General features: G+C 73.4%; 12 protein-coding genes. 2 read left to right on the forward strand and 10 right to left on the reverse strand.

The features are described 5' to 3' along the window. Positions 1-7 precede the first annotated feature (7 nt). The 8 genes from SCWH03_RS09370 to SCWH03_RS28880 form a co-directional block, all read right to left on the reverse strand. Positions 8-1,228: an ATP-grasp domain-containing protein gene (locus SCWH03_RS09370; RefSeq protein WP_173263695.1), complete on the reverse strand. Its 1,221-nt coding sequence runs from the start codon at positions 1,226-1,228 to the stop codon at positions 8-10. A gap of 115 nt (positions 1,229-1,343) precedes the next feature. Continuing rightward, positions 1,344-2,591: an MFS transporter gene (locus SCWH03_RS09375; protein WP_173263696.1), complete on the reverse strand. Its 1,248-nt coding sequence runs from the start codon at positions 2,589-2,591 to the stop codon at positions 1,344-1,346. Continuing rightward, positions 2,588-5,317: an ATP-grasp domain-containing protein gene (locus tag SCWH03_RS28875; RefSeq protein WP_254076635.1), complete on the reverse strand. Its 2,730-nt coding sequence runs from the start codon at positions 5,315-5,317 to the stop codon at positions 2,588-2,590. The genes SCWH03_RS09375 and SCWH03_RS28875 overlap by 4 nt, the downstream gene beginning before the upstream one ends. A gap of 86 nt (positions 5,318-5,403) precedes the next feature. Next, positions 5,404-6,027: a mycothiol-dependent nitroreductase Rv2466c family protein gene (locus SCWH03_RS09390; protein WP_173263697.1), complete on the reverse strand. Its 624-nt coding sequence runs from the start codon at positions 6,025-6,027 to the stop codon at positions 5,404-5,406. Next, positions 6,024-7,700, reverse strand: a complete 1,677-nt coding sequence (locus tag SCWH03_RS09395) for a class I adenylate-forming enzyme family protein (RefSeq protein WP_173263698.1) — start codon at positions 7,698-7,700, stop codon at positions 6,024-6,026. Before SCWH03_RS09395 ends, SCWH03_RS09390 begins: the two co-directional genes overlap by 4 nt. A 17-nt stretch (positions 7,701-7,717) precedes the next feature. Then, positions 7,718-8,593 carry a prephenate dehydrogenase gene (locus SCWH03_RS09400; RefSeq protein WP_173263699.1) on the reverse strand — a complete coding sequence of 292 codons (876 nt, stop codon included), beginning with the start codon at positions 8,591-8,593 and terminating at the stop codon, positions 7,718-7,720. Further along, complete coding sequence (gene pabB / locus SCWH03_RS09405) at positions 8,590-10,716, reverse strand: aminodeoxychorismate synthase component I (RefSeq protein ID WP_173263700.1); 2,127 nt, start codon at positions 10,714-10,716, stop codon at positions 8,590-8,592. Before pabB ends, SCWH03_RS09400 begins: the two co-directional genes overlap by 4 nt. After that, positions 10,713-11,012, reverse strand: coding sequence for a chorismate mutase family protein (locus SCWH03_RS28880; RefSeq protein ID WP_254076636.1), 300 nt, complete (start codon positions 11,010-11,012; stop codon positions 10,713-10,715). Before SCWH03_RS28880 ends, pabB begins: the two co-directional genes overlap by 4 nt. A 455-nt stretch (positions 11,013-11,467) precedes the next feature. On the opposite strand from SCWH03_RS28880, the gene SCWH03_RS09415 reads away from it, so the two are divergent. Next, entirely contained in the window at positions 11,468-15,469 is a 4,002-nt protein-coding gene (locus SCWH03_RS09415) for an amino acid adenylation domain-containing protein (RefSeq protein WP_173263701.1), read from the forward strand. A gap of 179 nt (positions 15,470-15,648) precedes the next feature. Further along, the gene (locus SCWH03_RS09420; protein ID WP_173263702.1) at positions 15,649-15,873 is read left to right on the forward strand and encodes a tautomerase family protein; all 225 of its coding nucleotides are present in this window, start codon (positions 15,649-15,651) and stop codon (positions 15,871-15,873) included. A 74-nt stretch (positions 15,874-15,947) separates the two neighbouring features. On the opposite strand, the gene SCWH03_RS09425 is transcribed toward SCWH03_RS09420, so the two are convergent. Next, entirely contained in the window at positions 15,948-16,166 is a 219-nt protein-coding gene (locus tag SCWH03_RS09425; protein WP_173263703.1) for a hypothetical protein, read from the reverse strand. A 272-nt stretch (positions 16,167-16,438) separates the two neighbouring features. Further along, positions 16,439-17,512: a pyridoxal phosphate-dependent aminotransferase gene (locus SCWH03_RS09430; protein ID WP_371872638.1), complete on the reverse strand. Its 1,074-nt coding sequence runs from the start codon at positions 17,510-17,512 to the stop codon at positions 16,439-16,441. Positions 17,513-17,518: the final 6 nt, after the last annotated feature.

The raw sequence follows: 17,518 nt of genomic DNA on the forward strand, positions 1-17,518 counted from the left end.
TCGGGGCTCAGTGCTGCTCGGTGGTGATCTTCTCGGTGGTGATCTTCAGGGTCCCCCGTACGCGCTTCAGGGCGTCCTCGCGCTCGGCCGGGGAGGGTGCGTCGACGAGCACATGGCCCATCCGCCGGGAGGAGGACGTCAGGGGCAGGACGGTGTCGCCGGGCCGCTTGCGCAGCCGCACCCGGACCACCGACGGGTGGGCCGCGGTCTCCTCGGCACCCGTGATCGCGGTGATCGTCCCGGGGGCCGCGGTCGGGAAGTGGGTGGCGGGCCAGGAGACCGGCTCGGTGCGGATCAGCTCGTCGACGGGGAGCCCGAGGGCCAGCCTGAGCACGGCCTCGTACAGGTCGAAGCCGTAGGCGAGGCCGACCGCGTCGGGCAGGTAGTCGCCCGGGGTGCGCACCGCGATCTCCATCAGCGCCGGGCCGTGCTCCCCGACCTTGAACTCCAGGTGGACCAGGCCGGTCCGCATGCCGACGGCGCTCAGCACGCGCCGGGTCAGCTCGTGGACCCGGGCGGCCGGCTCCCCGTCCTCGAAGCGGTGGGCGCAGCGGTGGGTGAGCTCCACGAAGTACGGCGGCGGGGTGGTCTCCTTGGCCGTGACGTTCTCGAACAGCACCTCGCCGTCGCGGACCAGCGCCTCCCAGCTGTACTCCGGTCCTTCGACGGCCTCCTCGACCAGGACCTTGCCCTCGCCCGAGCGGCGGGCGACGACCTCGGCGGCCTCCTCGGGGGTGCGGACCAGTTCGACGCCCTCACTGCCCGCCCTGGTGAGCGGCTTGACCACCACGGGCAGCCGCTCCAGCATCCAGGTACGGGCGTCGGCCACGTCCGCGACCAGCAGGTGCTCGGGCTGCCGGACGCCGTGGGCGGCGAAGAGGGCGCGCTGCAGCGCCTTGTTGCGGGAGACCACAGCGGCGTGCAGCGAGGGGCCGGGCAGGCCGAGCCGTTCCTGCACCAGGGCACCGGCGAGCACATGCGGTTCGGCGAAGGACACCACGCCGTCCGGCTCCCGGTCGGCGACGGCCCGGGCGACCGCGGCCGTCCAGTGCTCCTCCTCGTGGCCGTCGACCCGGTAGAAGTCCTCGGCGAGTCCGAGCGGCCGGGCTTCCCAGCCGGCCGCCGCCTCCACGGCGCGTACCCGCAGGCCGAGCCGGGCGGCCGCCTCCAGATAGGGCCGGCCCATCGTGCCGACGCCGACGAGCAGCAGATCCCCTGGCGCGCTCACGGCGCCACCTCCTTCTCCACGGGCAGCCGCGCCGCGGACGGCGTGCGCGGCACGCGCCCGGCCACCGGCCCCACGGCACCGACGAACACATCAAACGACGGACGACCCGGCACACTCACCGCGCCACCTCCCCCTCCACCGACGGCCGCGCCGCGGACAGCGTGCGGGTGACGGGCCGGACCAGCAGCGCGGCGAGGCCGAAGAGCACCGCCAGGCCGATCCAGCCGACGGGACCGGCCGCGATCACCACGGACGTGATCAGCGCCGGTCCCACGATCCGCTGGCCGGTGTTGCCGAGGCTGAACACCGACAGATAGACGCCCTTGCGGTCCTCGGGCGCGAAGTCGTAGCTCAGCTCCCAGCCGCCGACCGCCTGCCACATCTCGCCGAAGGTGAGCAGTACGCAGGCCGCCAGCAGCACCGCGGCGGCCGCCGCCGCGGAGGACGGGGCCTTGGACAGGGCGAGCGCCAGGCAGCACGCCGTCAGGGCGAACCCGCCCATCCGCAGCGCCCGTTCGGCCCCGCCCCGGCGCTCCACCATCCGGGAGACCGGGACCTGGAGCAGGATCGACATCACGGTGTTGAGCAGGATCAGCACCGGCAGGAACGCGGCCGGCACGTCGGTGGCCTGGATCGCCCACAGCGAGAGGCCGACCGCCAGGATGGTGGTGTGCAGGTTGAGCACCCCGTTGAGGGCGGTCAGCAGCAGGTACCGCCAGTCGCGGAAGTCGCGCAGCGCGGCAAGCGGGTTCACCTTCTTCTGGACGGTGGCCGCGGTGGCGGTGCGCACCCGCGACAGCATCGCGGCGGACAGCACGAACGCCGCAGCGGTGCCGAGCACGATCCCCCGGTACGTCCAGACCCGGTCGGCGGCCAGCAGGGGTGCGGCGAGCAGGGCGCCCAGCGAGAACCCCACATTGCGCACGGTGCGGACGATGGCCATGGTGCGGGTGCGGTCGGTCCCCTCGGTGGTGGCCGAGGCGACCGCCTGGGTCATCGGCTGGGTGGCGGCCTCCGCCGCCGCCAGGCAGCAGGAGATCACCGTGAAGCTCACCATGCCCTGGGCGAAGGCCAGCGCCACGAACCCGCCGGCCCGCCACAGTTGCAGCCCCACCAGGGTCGGCTTGGCGCCGAGCCGGTCGGCGAGCGCGCCGATGGGCACCGTGGTGAGGAAGCCGACCACCCCGGACAGCGCCAGGCCGAAGCCGACCTGGGAGGTGGTCAGGCCGACGGAGCGGACGAAGAACACCGCGGACCCGGCCAGATACAGGCCGGTGCCGATGGCGTTGATCAGCGAGGTGATGGCGAAGGACCGGCCGGCCGCCGTGGCGGGTATGTACTCCCTCGGGGAGGGCAGCCTCATCGCGCACCCCCGTCGGCGCGTGTGCCGGCGTGTGTGCCGGCAGATACGTCGGCGTCCGTGCCGGCAGGCGTGCCGGCAGTGATGACGGCGCGTTCCTCGACCCGTGCACCGGCAGATACGTCGGCGTCCGTACCGGCGTCCGTGCCGGCAGGCGTGCCGGTGCGTATGTCGACCAGGGACAGGGCGTGCTCCGCCCGGCGGCCCGCCTCGGCGGCGTCCTCGCCGGTGGCGATGACCAGTCCGGCCCGCTCCCAGGAGCTGGTGGCGGAGTGGACGGTGGAGCCGGGGGCGGCCGAGAGGTGCAGTTCGGCGACGCCCGGCGCGGCCCGCGCCTCGTCGGCTCCGGTGACGGTCTCCACCACGCCGGGGGGCGCGATGAGGAACCGGGCGGCGGCGGCGCGGTGGACGGGCAGGGGGCCGACCGGGCCGGCGCCGGTGAGCACGTGCAGCAGGCTGCGCAGGATGTCGGTGCCGTAGGCGAGGTCGATCAGCACGGTGATGCCGCCGCCCGGCAGCCGGCCGGCGCATTCGACGAGGTGCGGGGTGCCGTCGGCGAGGATCCACTCGGAGTGCAGCACGCCCGAGCGGAAGCCGGTCGTGTCCACCAGCCGGGCCACGGCCTCGCGCAGCGCGTCCGCGAGGGACGGCGGCAGTGCGGCGGGGACGGTGTGGCCGGTCTCGACCGGGTGGCCGTTGTCCTGCACCAGCTTGGCGGTGATGTTGGTGAAGCCGACCTCGCCGTCGTGGACCACGGCCTCGACGCTCACCTCGGGCCCGGACAGCCGCTGCTCCACCAGGAACCGGGTGGTCTCCTCGTAGGGGGCGCGCAGGGCCGGCTCGTCGGCGGCGGTGGTCCCCGCCCAGGCCTCGTCGATGTCGTCGGCGGGTCCGAGCAGCCGTACGCCCAGGCTGGCCTGGCGGTTGGCGGGCTTGAGCACGCACCGTCCGCCGTGCGCGGCGCGGAAGGCGGCGACCTGTCCTGCGCTCTCGGCCACGGCCCAGTCGGGCTGGGCGATGCCGCTGCCGGCCAGGGCGGCGCGCAGCAGGCCCTTGTCGCGCAGCACGCGGGCCGCTTGAGGGCCCGCGCCCGGCAGGCCCCAGGCCTCGGCGAGCGCGGCGGCGGTGACCACGCCGTACTCCACCACGGGGACCACGGCGCGGACGCCGGGGGGGCGGGGCACGGCCAGGACCACCCGGTGGGGGTCGGCCTCGTCCTGGCTGGGCGCCGGGAACAGGGCCGCCACGCAGGGGTGCCGTTCGGCGAGCGCCGTGATGCCCCGGGCGTCGATGACGGCCGGCTCCTCCAGGACAAGCACCGAGCCGGCCGGCAGCTGCTCGTCCAGTTTGGCCAGCATGACGGGGCTGTAGCCGACCAGGACGTGCGTCACGGTGTCCGGGACGTCCGGTTCGGTGTGGACGGTGACGGCGCGCCGCACCCGGCTCTCCAGCAGGTCCAGTTCGGCGGCGGTGGGCGCGTCGACGAAGAAGGACACGGCCCGGTCCTCGGAGCTGCGCAGCGGCCCCAGTGCGGTGCCGCGGTCGCGGTGCACCAGGACCGCGCGCAGGGTCGGCGGGTCGGCGGGCGCGGCCGGTCCGACGGCGGGCCACAGGCCGCCCTCGCCGACCCACACGGGCTCCACGCCGAAGCCCCGGACCCGGACGTCGGCGAGCACACCGGGCACATGCTCCAGATAGACCTGGCGGGCGACCCGGGCCGGCTTCGGGTACGCGGCCGGCTCGCCGAGCGCGATGCGCACGATCTCCGGCTCCAGCGGCGCGCCGGTGGCGAGTTCGTAGAGGGTGCACAGTCCGTCGCCGGGGGTGCGGGCGGCGACCTCCATCAGATAGGCCCGGCCGTCGGCGCCGATCCGCCACTCGGCGTGGGCGATGCCGTCCTGGAAGCCGAGGGCCTCCAGCATCCGCCGGTTGGCGTCCAGCAGGAGCGGGTCGGCATCGGGCCGGTCGCTGGGCACGGTGTGCGCGAGCTCGACGAAGGTGTGGGCGTGGGAGTCGGTGGTGGTCTTGCGGGTGGCGGAGGAGAAGACGATCCGGCCGTCCTGCACCAGGCTCTCCACGGAGTACTCCTGGCCGTCGACCTTCTCCTCGACGAGGACCGTCTCGTGGCCGGGGTAGGAGCGGAGCAGGGCCGGCAGGGCGTCCGGGCCGGTCACCGTCTCGACGCCGGAGCTGGAGTGCCGGCCGGCGGGCTTGACCACCACCGGGTAGCGGACGGCGGCCGGGTCGAGGGATCCCCGGGCCTCGGGCGGCACGGTCAGCGACACCGGGCTGAACTCCGGGAGGTACCAGCGCTGGAGGTACTTGCTGCGGCACGCCCGGGTGGCCCTCAGGCCCGGGGTGCGCAGTCCGAGCGCGTCGGCGAGCAGACCGGTCGGCTCGACCTGGGTCTCGCCGACGGCGTAGGCGCCGGCGATGCGGTAGTGGTCGCGCCAGCGCCGGGCGGCCGAGAGCACCCCGGGCAGGTAGGAGTTGTCGCGGCTGACGTCCCCGTCGACGAAGGCGATCTCGTCGATCGCATGGGCGGGGTGGCCGGGGTCCTCGGCGGCGGCCAGCGCCTCCTCGCGCCAGGAGGAGGGGGTGATCAGCAGGATCCTCAGGCCGCGGCGGGCCAGTTCCGCCAGGTAGAGCGGCGCCCGGCAGACCACCAGGAAGGATCCGGTGAGTATGAAGGCGTCCGGCCTCGGCCCGGGGGCCGTCTGTGTGTCCATGAGTCCTCGTGTCCGTCCGTTCGCATGGGTGCGAACCGCCCCCCGGACAGGAGCGGTTCGCACGTGGGGGTCCGCGTGGGGCGGGGTCAGCTGTAGTCGAGACCGCCGGTGCGGGTGCGCTTCAGCTCGAACAGGTCGGGGTGGCCGGCCAGCACCCGGAAGCTGTCGAAGAGCTCGGCCGCGTGCTCGCCGCGCGGGATGGCGCGGAGGACGGGGCCGAACCAGGCGGTGCCGTCCACGTGGATCGTGGGGGTGCCGACGTATCCGCCCGCTTCGGGGTCCCGGCCGGCGTCGTGGCTGGCCCGGAGGGTCTCGTCGTGGGCGGGGTCGTGGGCCGCGGCTGCCAGTTCGGCGGGCAGGCCCGCCTCCGCGAGGGATTCGGTGACGACCTCGTCGAAGTCCGCCGCCTTCTTCTCGTGGATCCGGGTCCCGTACGCGGTGTAGAGGTCCCGCAGCGCCTGCTGGCCGTGCCGGGCGGCGACCACCGCGGCGACCCGGGCCGGGCCGATCGACTTGTCGACGAGCGTGCGGTACCAGTCCGGGAGCTCGTTGCCCTCGTTGTGGAAGTAGAGGCTCATCGCGTGGAAGCGCAGCTCGATGTCGCGCTCGCGCTCGACCTCCAGCATCCATCGGGAGGTGATCCACGCGAAGGGGCACGCGGCGTCGAAGTAGAAGTCGACCTTCGTGGTCGGGGCGGTGCTGCTGGTCACGCGGCGTCTCCGGGGTTGGCTGCGGCGAAGGACTTGCCCTGCACCGACTGACGGTACTCGGACAAGGCAGCGTACTTCTCCCGGAGTTGGCGCTTCAGCACTTTTCCGGTGACCCCCACCGGGAAGTCCTCCGGTGAAGCGGCGATCTCCAGGAAGCCCAGCTCCGGGTGGCCGGCGGCGCGCAGCGCCTCATTGGCGAGGAGCAGCAGCTTCTCCGGCTCCGCGGACCCGTCGGCGGTGACCACGGCGACGGGCACCACGGCCTCGCCGTCCCGGCCGGCCACCACCGCGACGTCCTCGACCTCGGGCACCCGGAGCAGCACGACCTCCTCCATGAAGACCGAGTAGCCGGTCCCGTGGGCGGTGCGGATGGCGTCCGCGGCCCGGTCCACCAGGTAGAAGTCGCCGTTCTCGTCCCGGTACGCCATGTCGCCGGGCATCCAGTAGCCGGACATCTTGAAGGAGTAGGTGGTGGCGGAGTCGCCCCAGTAGCCGGGCGTCACCGCGGGGCCGCGGGCGGCCAGGTGGCCGACCTCGCCGGTGTCGGCGATCGAGCCGTCGGGGCGCAGGATCGCCACCTCGGCGACGCCGACCGGCTTGCCCGCGCACCGGTTGTTCGGCTTGTCGTCCAGCGTGTGGACCTGGAGCAGGCAGCCCCAGCCCAGTTCGGTGGTGCCCAGGCGGTCGAAGAACGCCGACGGGGGCAGCTCGGCGCTGCGGCTCTGCAGCACCTTGTCGATGTGCGCGCGGTGCACCGCGTCGCCGATCGACACCCACACCTGCACCGAGTCGAGCTGACCGGGCGCCAGGTCTGCGGAGGCCAGCTCGGCGTAGCCGTGCGCGAAGGACATCACCGAGGTCGGCCGGTACTTCTCCACCGCGGCGGCCAGTTCGTCGCCCTTGCGGTCGCTCAGCGCCACGATCGGCGTACCGCCGAGCACCGCGTAGGTGGTGTAGGCGACGCACCCGAGGTGGGACTGGGGCAGCGCGGTCATCATCAGCGCGCCGGGCGTCTCGGTGTGGTCCACCAGGCGGAACCTGGGGCCCGCCACGATGGTGCTGTGGGTGTGGATGGTCGGCTTGGGGCGGCCGGTGGTCCCGGAGGAGTGCAGGATCACCACCGGGTCGTCGGCGTGGTGGTTCCCGTAGTCGCCGTCGGCGAGCCGCGCGGCCGGCGGCGCGGGCAGCTCCTCGGCCGTGCGGGTCCAGGCGATGCCGGGCAGCAGGGACATGTCGAGCAGCGCGAGCCGCTCCCGGTCCGCGTACAGGCCCACGGGAGCGGTCTGCTCCAGCAGCGACCGGGCGATCGGCCCGGTGGCGTTGCTGTTGATCAGTACGGCGACCGCGCCGATCTGGGCTATCGCGTAGTAGTGCACCGAGTACGCGAAGGAGTCCTCGAACCAGACCGCGACCCGGTCGCCCCGGCGCACGCCCTGGGCCAGGTAGTACGCCGACCAGCTCTGCGCCAGGTCGTCGATGTCGTTCAGGCTGAGGTCGTGGGTCTGCTCGCCCGAGGTGGTGGTGATCGCCCGGTAGGAGTGGACGAACGGCAGATCGGGGCGGGGGTTGGCGGCGATGGCCGACCGCAGCAGGTTGCCACCGCCCACCGTGGGGTCGGCGGCCAGCTGCTCGCGCTGCTTCGGCGTCAGGACGGTCGCGGCGAACGTTGCCATGGGGTGCATCTTCCTTGTCAGAGGGACGTGAACATCCGCGCGCACAGGTCGCGGTAGTGCGGGGCGTGCTCGCCCAGTCGGCCCCGGAGGCGCCCGAGGAGGGCGGCGAAATCCTCCTCGGAGCCGTGCTCCACCAGATCGGCCAGGACGCGCACCCCCTCGGCGAGTTCCCTGCGCACCGCCGCCGCCTCCGGGTTGGCTGCCTGGACGTCCCGGTAGACGGCAGGTGCGCCGGAGCTGATCCGGGCCAGGAGGGCGAGCAGCGCGTTGTGCGGGGGCGGGGCGATCTCGCGGATCCTCCCCATGTCGGGGCCGAGCCGGTCGAGGGCCAGTCCGAAGCCGAGTACGGCGGCGTGGGTGAGTACCTGGGAGGCGCCGGCCAGCCGGTCGTGCTCGGCCGCGTCCATCGGCACCACCCGGGCGCCCCAGCTGCCGACCAGCTCCAGGAGGGGACCGACCCGGGGCCCGTCGTTGACCACGACGGCGGCCACCGGGCGGCCCTCGAACCCGAGGGCCGGGGCGAACATCGGGTTCAGGCCGACCGCCTGCACGGCCGGGGCATGGGCCCGCAGGGCGGCGGTGACGGGCTGCTTGACGGACAGGGTGTCCACCAGCAGCGCGTCCGGCCGCAGCACCCCGGCCAGGCCGGGGACGGCCGCCAGCGCGACGGCGTCCGGCACCGCGAGGACCACCAGGTCGGCATGGCCGAGGTCGGCCTCCAGGCGGGCGCCGGGAGCGGTGACGTCGCCGCGTACGTAGTGGGTGCCACCGGGCTCCGCGCCCGGTTCCACGGTGTCGGCCACCGCCACCCGGGCGCCGCCGGCCAGCAGCCGCTCGGCGAACAGCCGGCCCACCGCGCCGGCGCCGCCGACCACCACACAGCGCCGGATCACGGCCGGCTCCCCGCGGGCTCGAGCGCGGTGGCGAGGACGGCGGAGACCACGGCACGGGACTTCACGGCCGTCTCCGCGTACTCCTCCTCCGGGTCCGACAGGGCGATGATCGCCCCGCCGACGCCGAAGCTGAGCCGGTCCGCGGTCGCCACCAGGGTGCGGATGACGATGTTCAGGTCGGCCGCGCCGCTCAGCGAGAACCAGCCGATCGAGCCGGAGTAGACACCGCGGGCGCCCTCCTCCAGCCGGTCGATGATCTCCATGGTGCGCAGCTTGGGGGCGCCCGTCATCGATCCGCCGGGGAAGGCCGCCCGCACACAGGACACCGCCGACTCCTCCGGCCGCAGGGTGCCGCGGATGGTGGAGACCAGCTGGTGGACCGGCGCGTAGGTCTCTACGTGGAACAGGGCGGGCACATGCACCGAGCCGACCTCGCAGACCACGTTCAGGTCGTTGCGGATCAGATCGACGATCATCAGGTTCTCGGCGCGGTCCTTCTCCTGGGAGAGCAGGTCCTCGCGCAGCGCCGCGTCCTCCGCCGGGGTGGCCCCCCTCGGGCGGGTGCCCTTGATCGGCTTGGACTCGGCGACCCGGTCGGTGCCGATGGTGAGGAACCGCTCCGGCGAGGCGCTGAGCACCGCCGCCCCGGGGAAGTCGAGCAGCGCCCCGTACGGCACGGGCGAGATCCTCCGCAGATACGCGTAGGTGCGCAGCGGGTCGACCACGGCCCTGAGGTCGACCGTGTTGGTGAGGCAGACCTCGTAGGTCTCGCCGTCGCGGATCTCCTCCAGGCTCTCGGCGATCCGGTCCAGATAGGCCCGCTTGCCGTGCCGCGGTGCGACGATCGGCTCGGCCTCGGGGTCGGTCATGCCGGCACCGCGGAAGCCGGCCGCCTCACCGCGCGGACCGCCGTCGCCGTCACCCGCACCGTCGCCGCGGCCTTCGCCTTCGCCCCGGCCTTCGCCCCGGCCGGGCAGCGCCAGCACGGCGGCCTCGGTGCGGTCGAGCCAGGCGACGGCCGCGGCATGCTCCTCGCCCTCGGACAGGGCCAGCAGATAGGCGGCGCCCTCGGCGTGGTCGAGCGCGAGCATCCGGTCGGCGAACAGCATCGCGGCGTCCGGGGTCTCCGCCTTGTGCGCCGCGCGGGCACCCGCCTCGGCCTTCAGCTCGTAGCCGAGGTAGCCGACGTAGCCGAGGTTGAAGTCGAACGGCAGCCCCTCCGGCCGGGGGACGGCGCGCAGGCGCAGCTGCTCCGCCAGATAGTCGAAGAAGCCCTGCTGGACGAGCTCGTCCCCGCCGTCGCCGCGGCCGGGCCGGGTGATCCGGACGGTGCCGTCCTGGACGCGGTAGGTCATGTACTCGGCCAGCGGGCCGGATCCGTCGCCGAGGAAGCTGAACCGGGACAGCCCGTCGACGACGCTGCTGCTGTCCAGCCAGAACGCGGTGCCGTGGTCGGTGAACAGCTCCCGGTAGGCGGCCTCGGCGTCGGGCTCGGCGTCCACCCGGCGCACATGCACCGTGTAGCGCGGCTCGCGCCGCTGGGCTGCATGGTGGGCCATGGCCAGGTCGCGGAAGTTGGCGAGCAGCTCGCGGCCGTACTGGCTGCTGATGGACTCCGGGTGGAACTGGACGCCCCAGATCGGCCGCGTCCGGTGCCGCACGCCCATCACCACGCCGTCCCCGGTCCAGGCGAGGGCCTCCAGTTCGTCGGGGAGCGGGCCGGCCGCGAGGGAGTGGTAGCGGACCACGTCGTAGGGGCTGGGCAGGCCGGCGAAGATGTCGGTGCCGTCGTGGCGCACCGGGCAGACCCGGCCGTGCATGGGCTCCGGCGCGTGGACGACCTCGCCGCCGAACAGATGGCAGATGCCCTGGTGGCCGAGGCAGACGCCGAGCACCGGCAGGCCGCTCTCCAGGATCGCGCGCCGGCTGACGCCGAAGTCCCGCTCCCGGTCCGGGCGGCCGGGTCCGGGAGAGACGACGATCGCGTCGAAGTCCTCGAAGCGCAGCTCGGAGAAGTCGGTGCCGTTCCTCACCACCACCGGCGGGCGGCCGTTGGTCTCGCCCAGCAGCTGGTACAGGTTGTAGGTGAAGGAGTCGTAGTTGTCGATCAGCAGAGTCCTCATGATGCGCCCCCGATGACCACGTCCTCGACCCGGCAGGTCTCCTCGATGATCAGGTCGTAGAGCCTGCGCAGGAAGTCCTGGCTGATCCCGTGCTCCTCGCCGTACCGGGCCGCGCGCTCCTGGACGAGCCTGATCCGATGCGGCTGCATCATCCGGACGTCGTTCCTGCGCTTGTAGTGCGCTATTTCCACGCAGGTCTCTATACGGGCGCGCAGCTCCTCGAGGAAACGCACGTCTATGCTGTCGAGCTTCGCCCGGAGAATTTCGAGTCCCTCATCGGACGGACTATCCAGCACGAACTCCCCCTCCGTTCTTGCGCCTCTTGCCGAAGGCGCCGGAAAAGAGTTCCCTGGGCGCCCCGTTGACGGTCTCGACTCTGCCGCCCGCCAATGCCCGGTGCCACGGTCGCGATGGTTCGGATCCACGCAGTGCGGGAAACTCCGGGGTTCACATGCCAGCAAAACGGAACATACCGCCACCGCAGTGGGCGGCGAAAGGTGCATGATGGGGGACACCGAAGCAGCAAACCGGCCGAGAACCACCGCCGCCGCCGGGCTGCCCGGACGGCTTCCCACCCCGTTTGCAGAACTCCGTCCGCTTATGCCCGGGCGGGCAATCGGACACCCGCCGCCCAAGCCGCTTGCCAAAAGGGCAGGGATCAACCCATAGTTTCGGTCTATTCAGCGCATGGAAATCCATTCGAACGGGGGGCGTTGTGGAAATCCCTACCGCGGGCGGAGCGGTGGCTCCGGTGCGAGGAACGGACGAAGCACCCGGCCTTGTCGACCTGCTGTGCGCACAGGCCAGGACGCGCCCCGACGACATTGCGGTGGAGTACGGCGAGGAGACCCTCACATTCGCGGAACTCGCCGGTCGGGCGGGGGAGGTGGCGGCCGGCCTGAACAGCCGCGGACTGGGCCGCGACGACTGCGTCGGGATCTTCCTCGAACCCTCCGCCGCCCTGCCGGTCGCCGTCTGGGGCGTCCTGTTCGCCGGCGCCGCCTACCTCCCCCTGTCACCGGACTACCCGGACGAGCGGATCCGCGCGATGGCCGAGGACTCCCGCGCCCCGGTACTGCTCACCGAGGCGCCGCTCAGGGACCGGCTCGCCGCCCTCGCACCGCCCGGAGCCACCCTCCTCACCCCGGCCGGGCTCGCCACCGGCCCCGGCGCCGCCGCGGACGGCCCGGCCGGCTCCGCCGCGCCCCGCGACCCCGCTCCCGGCGCCCACGGACCCGCCTCCCCCGCGCCCGGCGACCTCGCCTACGTCATCTACACCTCGGGCAGCACCGGCCGGCCCAAGGGCGTGATGGTCGAGCACCGCGGCATCGCGCACCAGATGCACTGGCTGGCCCGGACCTACGGCCTCGGCCCGTCCAGCACCGTGCTGCAGAAGACGCCGATGAGTTTCGACGCCGCCCAGTGGGAGATCCTGGCGCCGTGCCTCGGCAGCCGGATCGTGCCGGCCGCACCCGGTGCGTACCGCGACCCCGAGGCCCTGCTCGACACCGTCGTCCGGCACGGCGTGACCGTCCTGCAGTGCGTGCCCACCCTGCTCCAGGCGCTGCTCGACAGCGAGCGGCTGCCCGCCTGCGACTCGCTGACCCAGGTGTTCTGCGGCGGCGAGGCGCTGTCCCGGCGGCTCGCGCAGCGCTTCACGGAGACCCTGCACAAGTGCGAACTGGTCAACCTCTACGGGCCCACCGAGTGCACCGTCAACGCCTCCGCCCAGACCGTCGACCCCTCGTCGGTCGGCGACGGCCCGGCCGGTGTCCCGATCGGCACCCCCGTGGACGGTCTGGCCTTCCACGTGCTCGACGAGCGGATGCGGCCGGTCGCTCCCGGCGCGGTCGGCGAGCTGTACATCAGCGGTGTGCAGGTCGCCCGCGGCTACCGGCACCGCCCCGACCTGACCGCCGAGCGCTTCCTGGACAACCCGTTCTCCGCCGACCCCGCGCACACCGTGCTGTACCGCACCGGCGACCTGGTCCACCGGGAGGGCGGCACCTACCGCTTCGACGGCCGCGTGGACCGGCAGGTCAAACTGCGCGGCTACCGCGTCGAACCGGACGAGATACGACTCGCCATCGAGGCCCACGACTGGGTCAGGAACGCCGCCGTACTGGTCAAGGACGACCCCGCGAGCGGACACCGGAACCTCGTGGCCTGCGTCGAACTCAGCCCGCGCGAGGCGGCCCTGATGGACCAGGGCGACCACGACCGGCACCACGTCTCCAAGGCCGGCCGGTTCCAGGTGCGCGCCCAGCTCTCCGACGGCGGCTGCCGGGACGCCGCCGACCTCGCCGGCCGGCACCGGGTCGACCTCCCCGGCCGCACTCCCACCGCCGAGCAGTGCCGCCGGGTGTTCGCCCGCAAGACCTACCGCTTCTACGAGGGCGGCGAGACCCGTCCCGAGGAGCTGCTCGCCCTGCTCGCCGCCCGCACCCCCGGTGCCGCCCCCCGGCGGCCCGAACGGCTGCGGGCAGCCGAACTCGGCGCCGTCCTGCGCTACTTCGGCCAGTACACCAGCGACGAGCGGCTGCTGCCGAAATACGGCTACGCCTCCCCCGGCTCGCTGTACGCCGCCCAGCTGTATCTGGAGGTCACCGGCCCGGACGGCTGCGCGGGCCTGGCCCCGGGCCACTGGTACTACCACCCGGTGGAGCACCGGCTGTACCTGGTCGACGCGGGGAGCGGCGACGACGGGGGCAGGGCCGACGCGGACGGCGGCGACGGCAGCGATGGCAGCGGCGACGGCGGGGACAGGGGCCGCGGGGCGTCCGACGGCCACGGGGGCCACGGGGGCGGCGGAGACCACGGGGGCGGACGCGGCGGGGACCGCGGGCCCGGTATCCGCTTCCACTTCGCCGGCCGGCGGGGGGCGATCGAGCCGGTGTACCGCAACAACGTCCAGGAGGTCCTGGAGATCGAGGCGGGACACATGGCGGGCCTGCTCGAGGAGGTGCTCCCCGCCTACGGTCTGGACATCGCCGAGGCCCCCTGCACGCCAGGCTCGATGCGCCGTCTGCACTGCGCCGACGAGGACCACTACCTGGGGGCCTTCGACCTGGTCCCGTACCGCGACGACCGCCCCGACGTCCCCGTGGACGTGTATCTGCAGGTCCACCCCGGCCGGGTGCCCGGCATGGCGGCCGGCCAGTACCACCACACCGGCGGTGCGCTGGAGCGGATCGCGGACGAGCTGGTGCTCAAGCGGCACGTCATCGCCATCAACCAGCAGGTCTACGAGCGCGCCGCGTTCGGGATCACACTGGTCAGCCCCGGCCCCGAGCACCCGCGCTCCTACCTCGACCTGGGACGCCGGCTCCAGCGGCTGCAGATGAACGGCGCCGGCTTCGGGTTCATGCCGTCCGGTTACAGCTCCAGGACCGGCCACGACCTGCCGGCCGCCAAGCGCATGGACGCCGTGCTGCGGGCGGCCGGACGGCCCACGGGCCCCTCGTACTTCTTCGTCGGCGGCCGGGTCAGCGCCGAGCAGCTCGCCCACCGGGGCATGCGCGAGGACAGCGTGCACATGCAGGGGCCCACCGAGATGATCAGGGCCGATCTGGTGGAGATCCTGCCCGACTACATGGTGCCCCACCGCCTGGTGGTCATGGACCGGCTACCGCTGACCGCAGGCGGCAAGGTCGACTACCGCGCGCTGGAGTCCTCGCCGGAGACGGACTTCACGACGGCGGGCCGCCCCTTCGCCGCGCCGGGGACCACCACCGAGCGGATCATCCGCGACCTGTGGCAGGCCGGTACGGGGCAGCAGGCCGCCTCCGTCCGGGACGACTTCTTCGAGTGCGGCGGCAACTCCCTGATCGCGGTCGGGCTGGTGAACCGCATCAACCGCCGGTTCGGCTGTGCGCTGCCGCTGCAGGTGCTGTTCGCGTCCCCGACCATCGAGGAGCTGGCCCGCCGGGTCGACGGGCAGCGGGGCGCCTCCTCCTCCAGGCTGGTGCCGCTCGCCGCCGCCCGCTCCGGCCGGCCGGTGTACTGCTGGCCCGGCCTCGGCGGCTACCCGATGAACCTGCGTGCCCTCGCTCGCCGGCTCGACGCCGGCCGGCCGTTCCTCGGCGTGCAGGCCCACGGCGTCAACGCGGGTGAGCAGCCGTACGCCACCATCGCCGAGATGGCGGGGCGGGACGTGCGGGCCATCACGGAAGCCCAGCCGGAGGGACCGTACACCTTGTGCGGCTACTCCTTCGGCGCTCGGGTGGCCTTCGAGACCGCCCATCTGCTGGAGCGCGAAGGCCGTCGGGTCGACCGGCTGCTCCTGCTGGCCCCGGGCTCACCGAAGCTCCGTACGGCGGGCAGCGGACGCGCCTCGTACACCGACCCCGCCTATCTGACCATCCTGTACTCGGTCTTCGCGGGGACCGTCACCGGACCCGGCCTGGATGCCTGCCTCCGGGCCACCACGGACGAGGAGAGCTTCGTCTCCCATCTGACCGGGCAGTTCGACGGTCTGGACGGGGAGCTGGTGCGCCGGATCACCGCGGTGGTCCGGCAGACCTACGACTTCCGCTACACCTTCGCCGAACTGCGCTCCCGGCGCGTCCAGGCCCCGGTCACCGTCGTGAAGGCGGCGGGGGACGACTACGCGTTCCTCGACGACAGCACCGGCTGGTCGGCCGCCGCGCCGGCGATCCACCGGCTCGACGCCGGCCACTACGACATCCTGCGGGAGCCCGGTGTGGCGGAACTGGCCGACCTGGTCGGCCCCTTCCTCGCCGGCACGGACTGAGGGAGTCCTCCCCCGCAGGGACCGACTCCACCGCCCTCCCGGGAACCGGCCCCCTGCGCACCGCGGGGGGCCGGCGGGCCGGGCGCGGGCGGCGGGCCCGTACCGGTACCCACACGCACACCCACACCCACACCCACGCCCACAGCCGGATCAGCTCACAGCCTCCGAAGGAGACCACCGTGCCTCACGTCAACATCAAGCACTTTCCCACCCCGGTCGGCGACGAGCAGTCCGCCCGCCTGGTCGCCGCGATCACCGCGGCGCTGACGGAGAACCTCGGCTGCACCGAGGACGCCGTGTCCATCGCCCTGGAGCCCGTCGAACCGTCCGAGTGGAACGAGCGCGTCTACCGCCCCGAGGTGGTGGAGCGGCGCGCACTGCTGCACAAACTCCCGAACTACTGAAGCGCACCGAGGAGGCGTCCGCATCCGCCATGTGCACCCGCCGGTCCCGGGCCCCCGCCCGGGCCCCCGGCGGGCTACTTCGCGGCAGCGAGGGCGGCCAGCGCCTGCGCCCAGCGGGCGTACTTCAGTTCGGCCAGGTCGGCGACGGTCTTGACCCCGAACGCTTCCTGCAACAGCTCTCCGTCGCGCTCGGAGACGCCTTTGAGTGCGTCTACGGGTGCTGTCAAGATCTCGGACAGACTCTTGTCGGCCCACGCCTTGTCGAGCACCTTGTTCAGGTCTACCGAAGCCATGTGTCCTCTTTCCTCGTGAGAGCAGGTGAGAGGCGGCCGCCAGGGGAAGAACCGCTGGCGGCAACACCGCCTCTCCGCAATCTCGTTGAAGCATATGACCGTCGGGGCCGCGCCACGGCATGTGCCCGGAGTTGCAGCGGGAAAGTCCGAAAAGCATCCTCCCGTGTCCTGAGCTGATAGACCGAAGGCAAGGGACCCCGCGGACGCCACGCCGAGCGGCCCCGCACCACCGGAGCCAGTGCTCCGGCGGCGCGGGGCCGCTTCCCGGGCGGTCAGATCTGCTTGCGGAACACCTCGGCGGCCGCCAGGAAGGCGTCGTTGCCCCGCGCCTCGCCGATCGAGACCCGTACGCCCTCGCCCGCGAAGGCGCGGACCAGCACGCCGGCCTCGGCGCAGGCCGCGGCGAAGTCCACGCTCGGACCGCCGAGCGGCAGCCAGACGAAGTTGGCCTGGGAGCCGGCGACCGTCCAGCCCTGGGCGCGCAGCGCCGCGGTCACCCGGGCCCGCTCCCCGACCAGCGACTCCACCCGTTCCAGCAGCGCGTCCTCGGCGCACAGCGAGGCGACGGCGGCGTCCTGGGCGAGCTGGCTGACGCCGAACGGCACGGCCGTCTTGCGCAGCGCGGTGGCCACGGGCTCGTGGGCGATCGCGAAGCCGACCCGCAGACCGGCCAGACCGTACGCCTTGGAGAAGGTGCGCAGCACGCAGACCTGGGGGCGGTCGCGGTACAGGTCGATGCCGTCGGGCACCTCGGCGTCGCGGGCGAACTCGAGATACGCCTCGTCCAGGACGACCAGGACCTGGGCGGGGACGGCGTCGAGGAAGCGGACCAGCTCGTCGCGGCGCAGTGCGGCACCGGTCGGGTTGTTCGGATTGCAGACGAAGACCACCCGGGTGCGGTCGGTGACCGCGGCGAGCATCGCGTCGAGGTCGTGCGCCCCGTCGGCGGTGAGGGGGACGGGCACGGGGACGGCGCCGCCGATCCGGGTGAGGACCGGGTACGCCTCGAAGGAGCGCCAGGCGAACACGACCTCGTCGCCCTCCCCGGCCATGGCGAGCACCAGGGACTGGGCGACGCCGACCGAACCGGGTCCGGTGACGACGTGCCCGCCGGGGACCCCGAAGTGCCGTGCCAGCTCCGCGGTGAGGCCGCCGGTGGCCATGTCGGGGTAGCGGTTGGCGCCGCCCGCCGCGGCGAGGGCGGTCTCCAGCACCCCGGGCAGCGGCGGGTAGGGGTTCTCGTTGGCGGACAGGACGAAGGAGCCGGCGTAGTCCGGCCTTCCCGGGCGATGGGCGGGGAGGGTGTCCAGATGGGGCCGCGGCCGGGGCCCTTGCTGACGGTCAATCACAAG

The sequence above is a fragment of the Streptomyces pacificus genome (assembly GCF_011766325.1).
Taxonomy (GTDB): domain Bacteria; phylum Actinomycetota; class Actinomycetes; order Streptomycetales; family Streptomycetaceae; genus Streptomyces; species Streptomyces pacificus.

Coding starts and splice junctions, on each gene's coding strand:
- SCWH03_RS09395 (WP_173263698.1), bottom strand. CDS start 7,700: ATGGCAACGTTCGCCGCGACCGTCCTGACGCCGAAGCAGCGCGAGCAG.
- SCWH03_RS09375 (WP_173263696.1), bottom strand. CDS start 2,591: ATGAGGCTGCCCTCCCCGAGGGAGTACATACCCGCCACGGCGGCCGGC.
- SCWH03_RS09425 (WP_173263703.1), bottom strand. CDS start 16,166: ATGGCTTCGGTAGACCTGAACAAGGTGCTCGACAAGGCGTGGGCCGAC.
- SCWH03_RS28875 (WP_254076635.1), bottom strand. CDS start 5,317: ATGGACACACAGACGGCCCCCGGGCCGAGGCCGGACGCCTTCATACTC.
- pabB (WP_173263700.1), bottom strand. CDS start 10,716: ATGAGGACTCTGCTGATCGACAACTACGACTCCTTCACCTACAACCTG.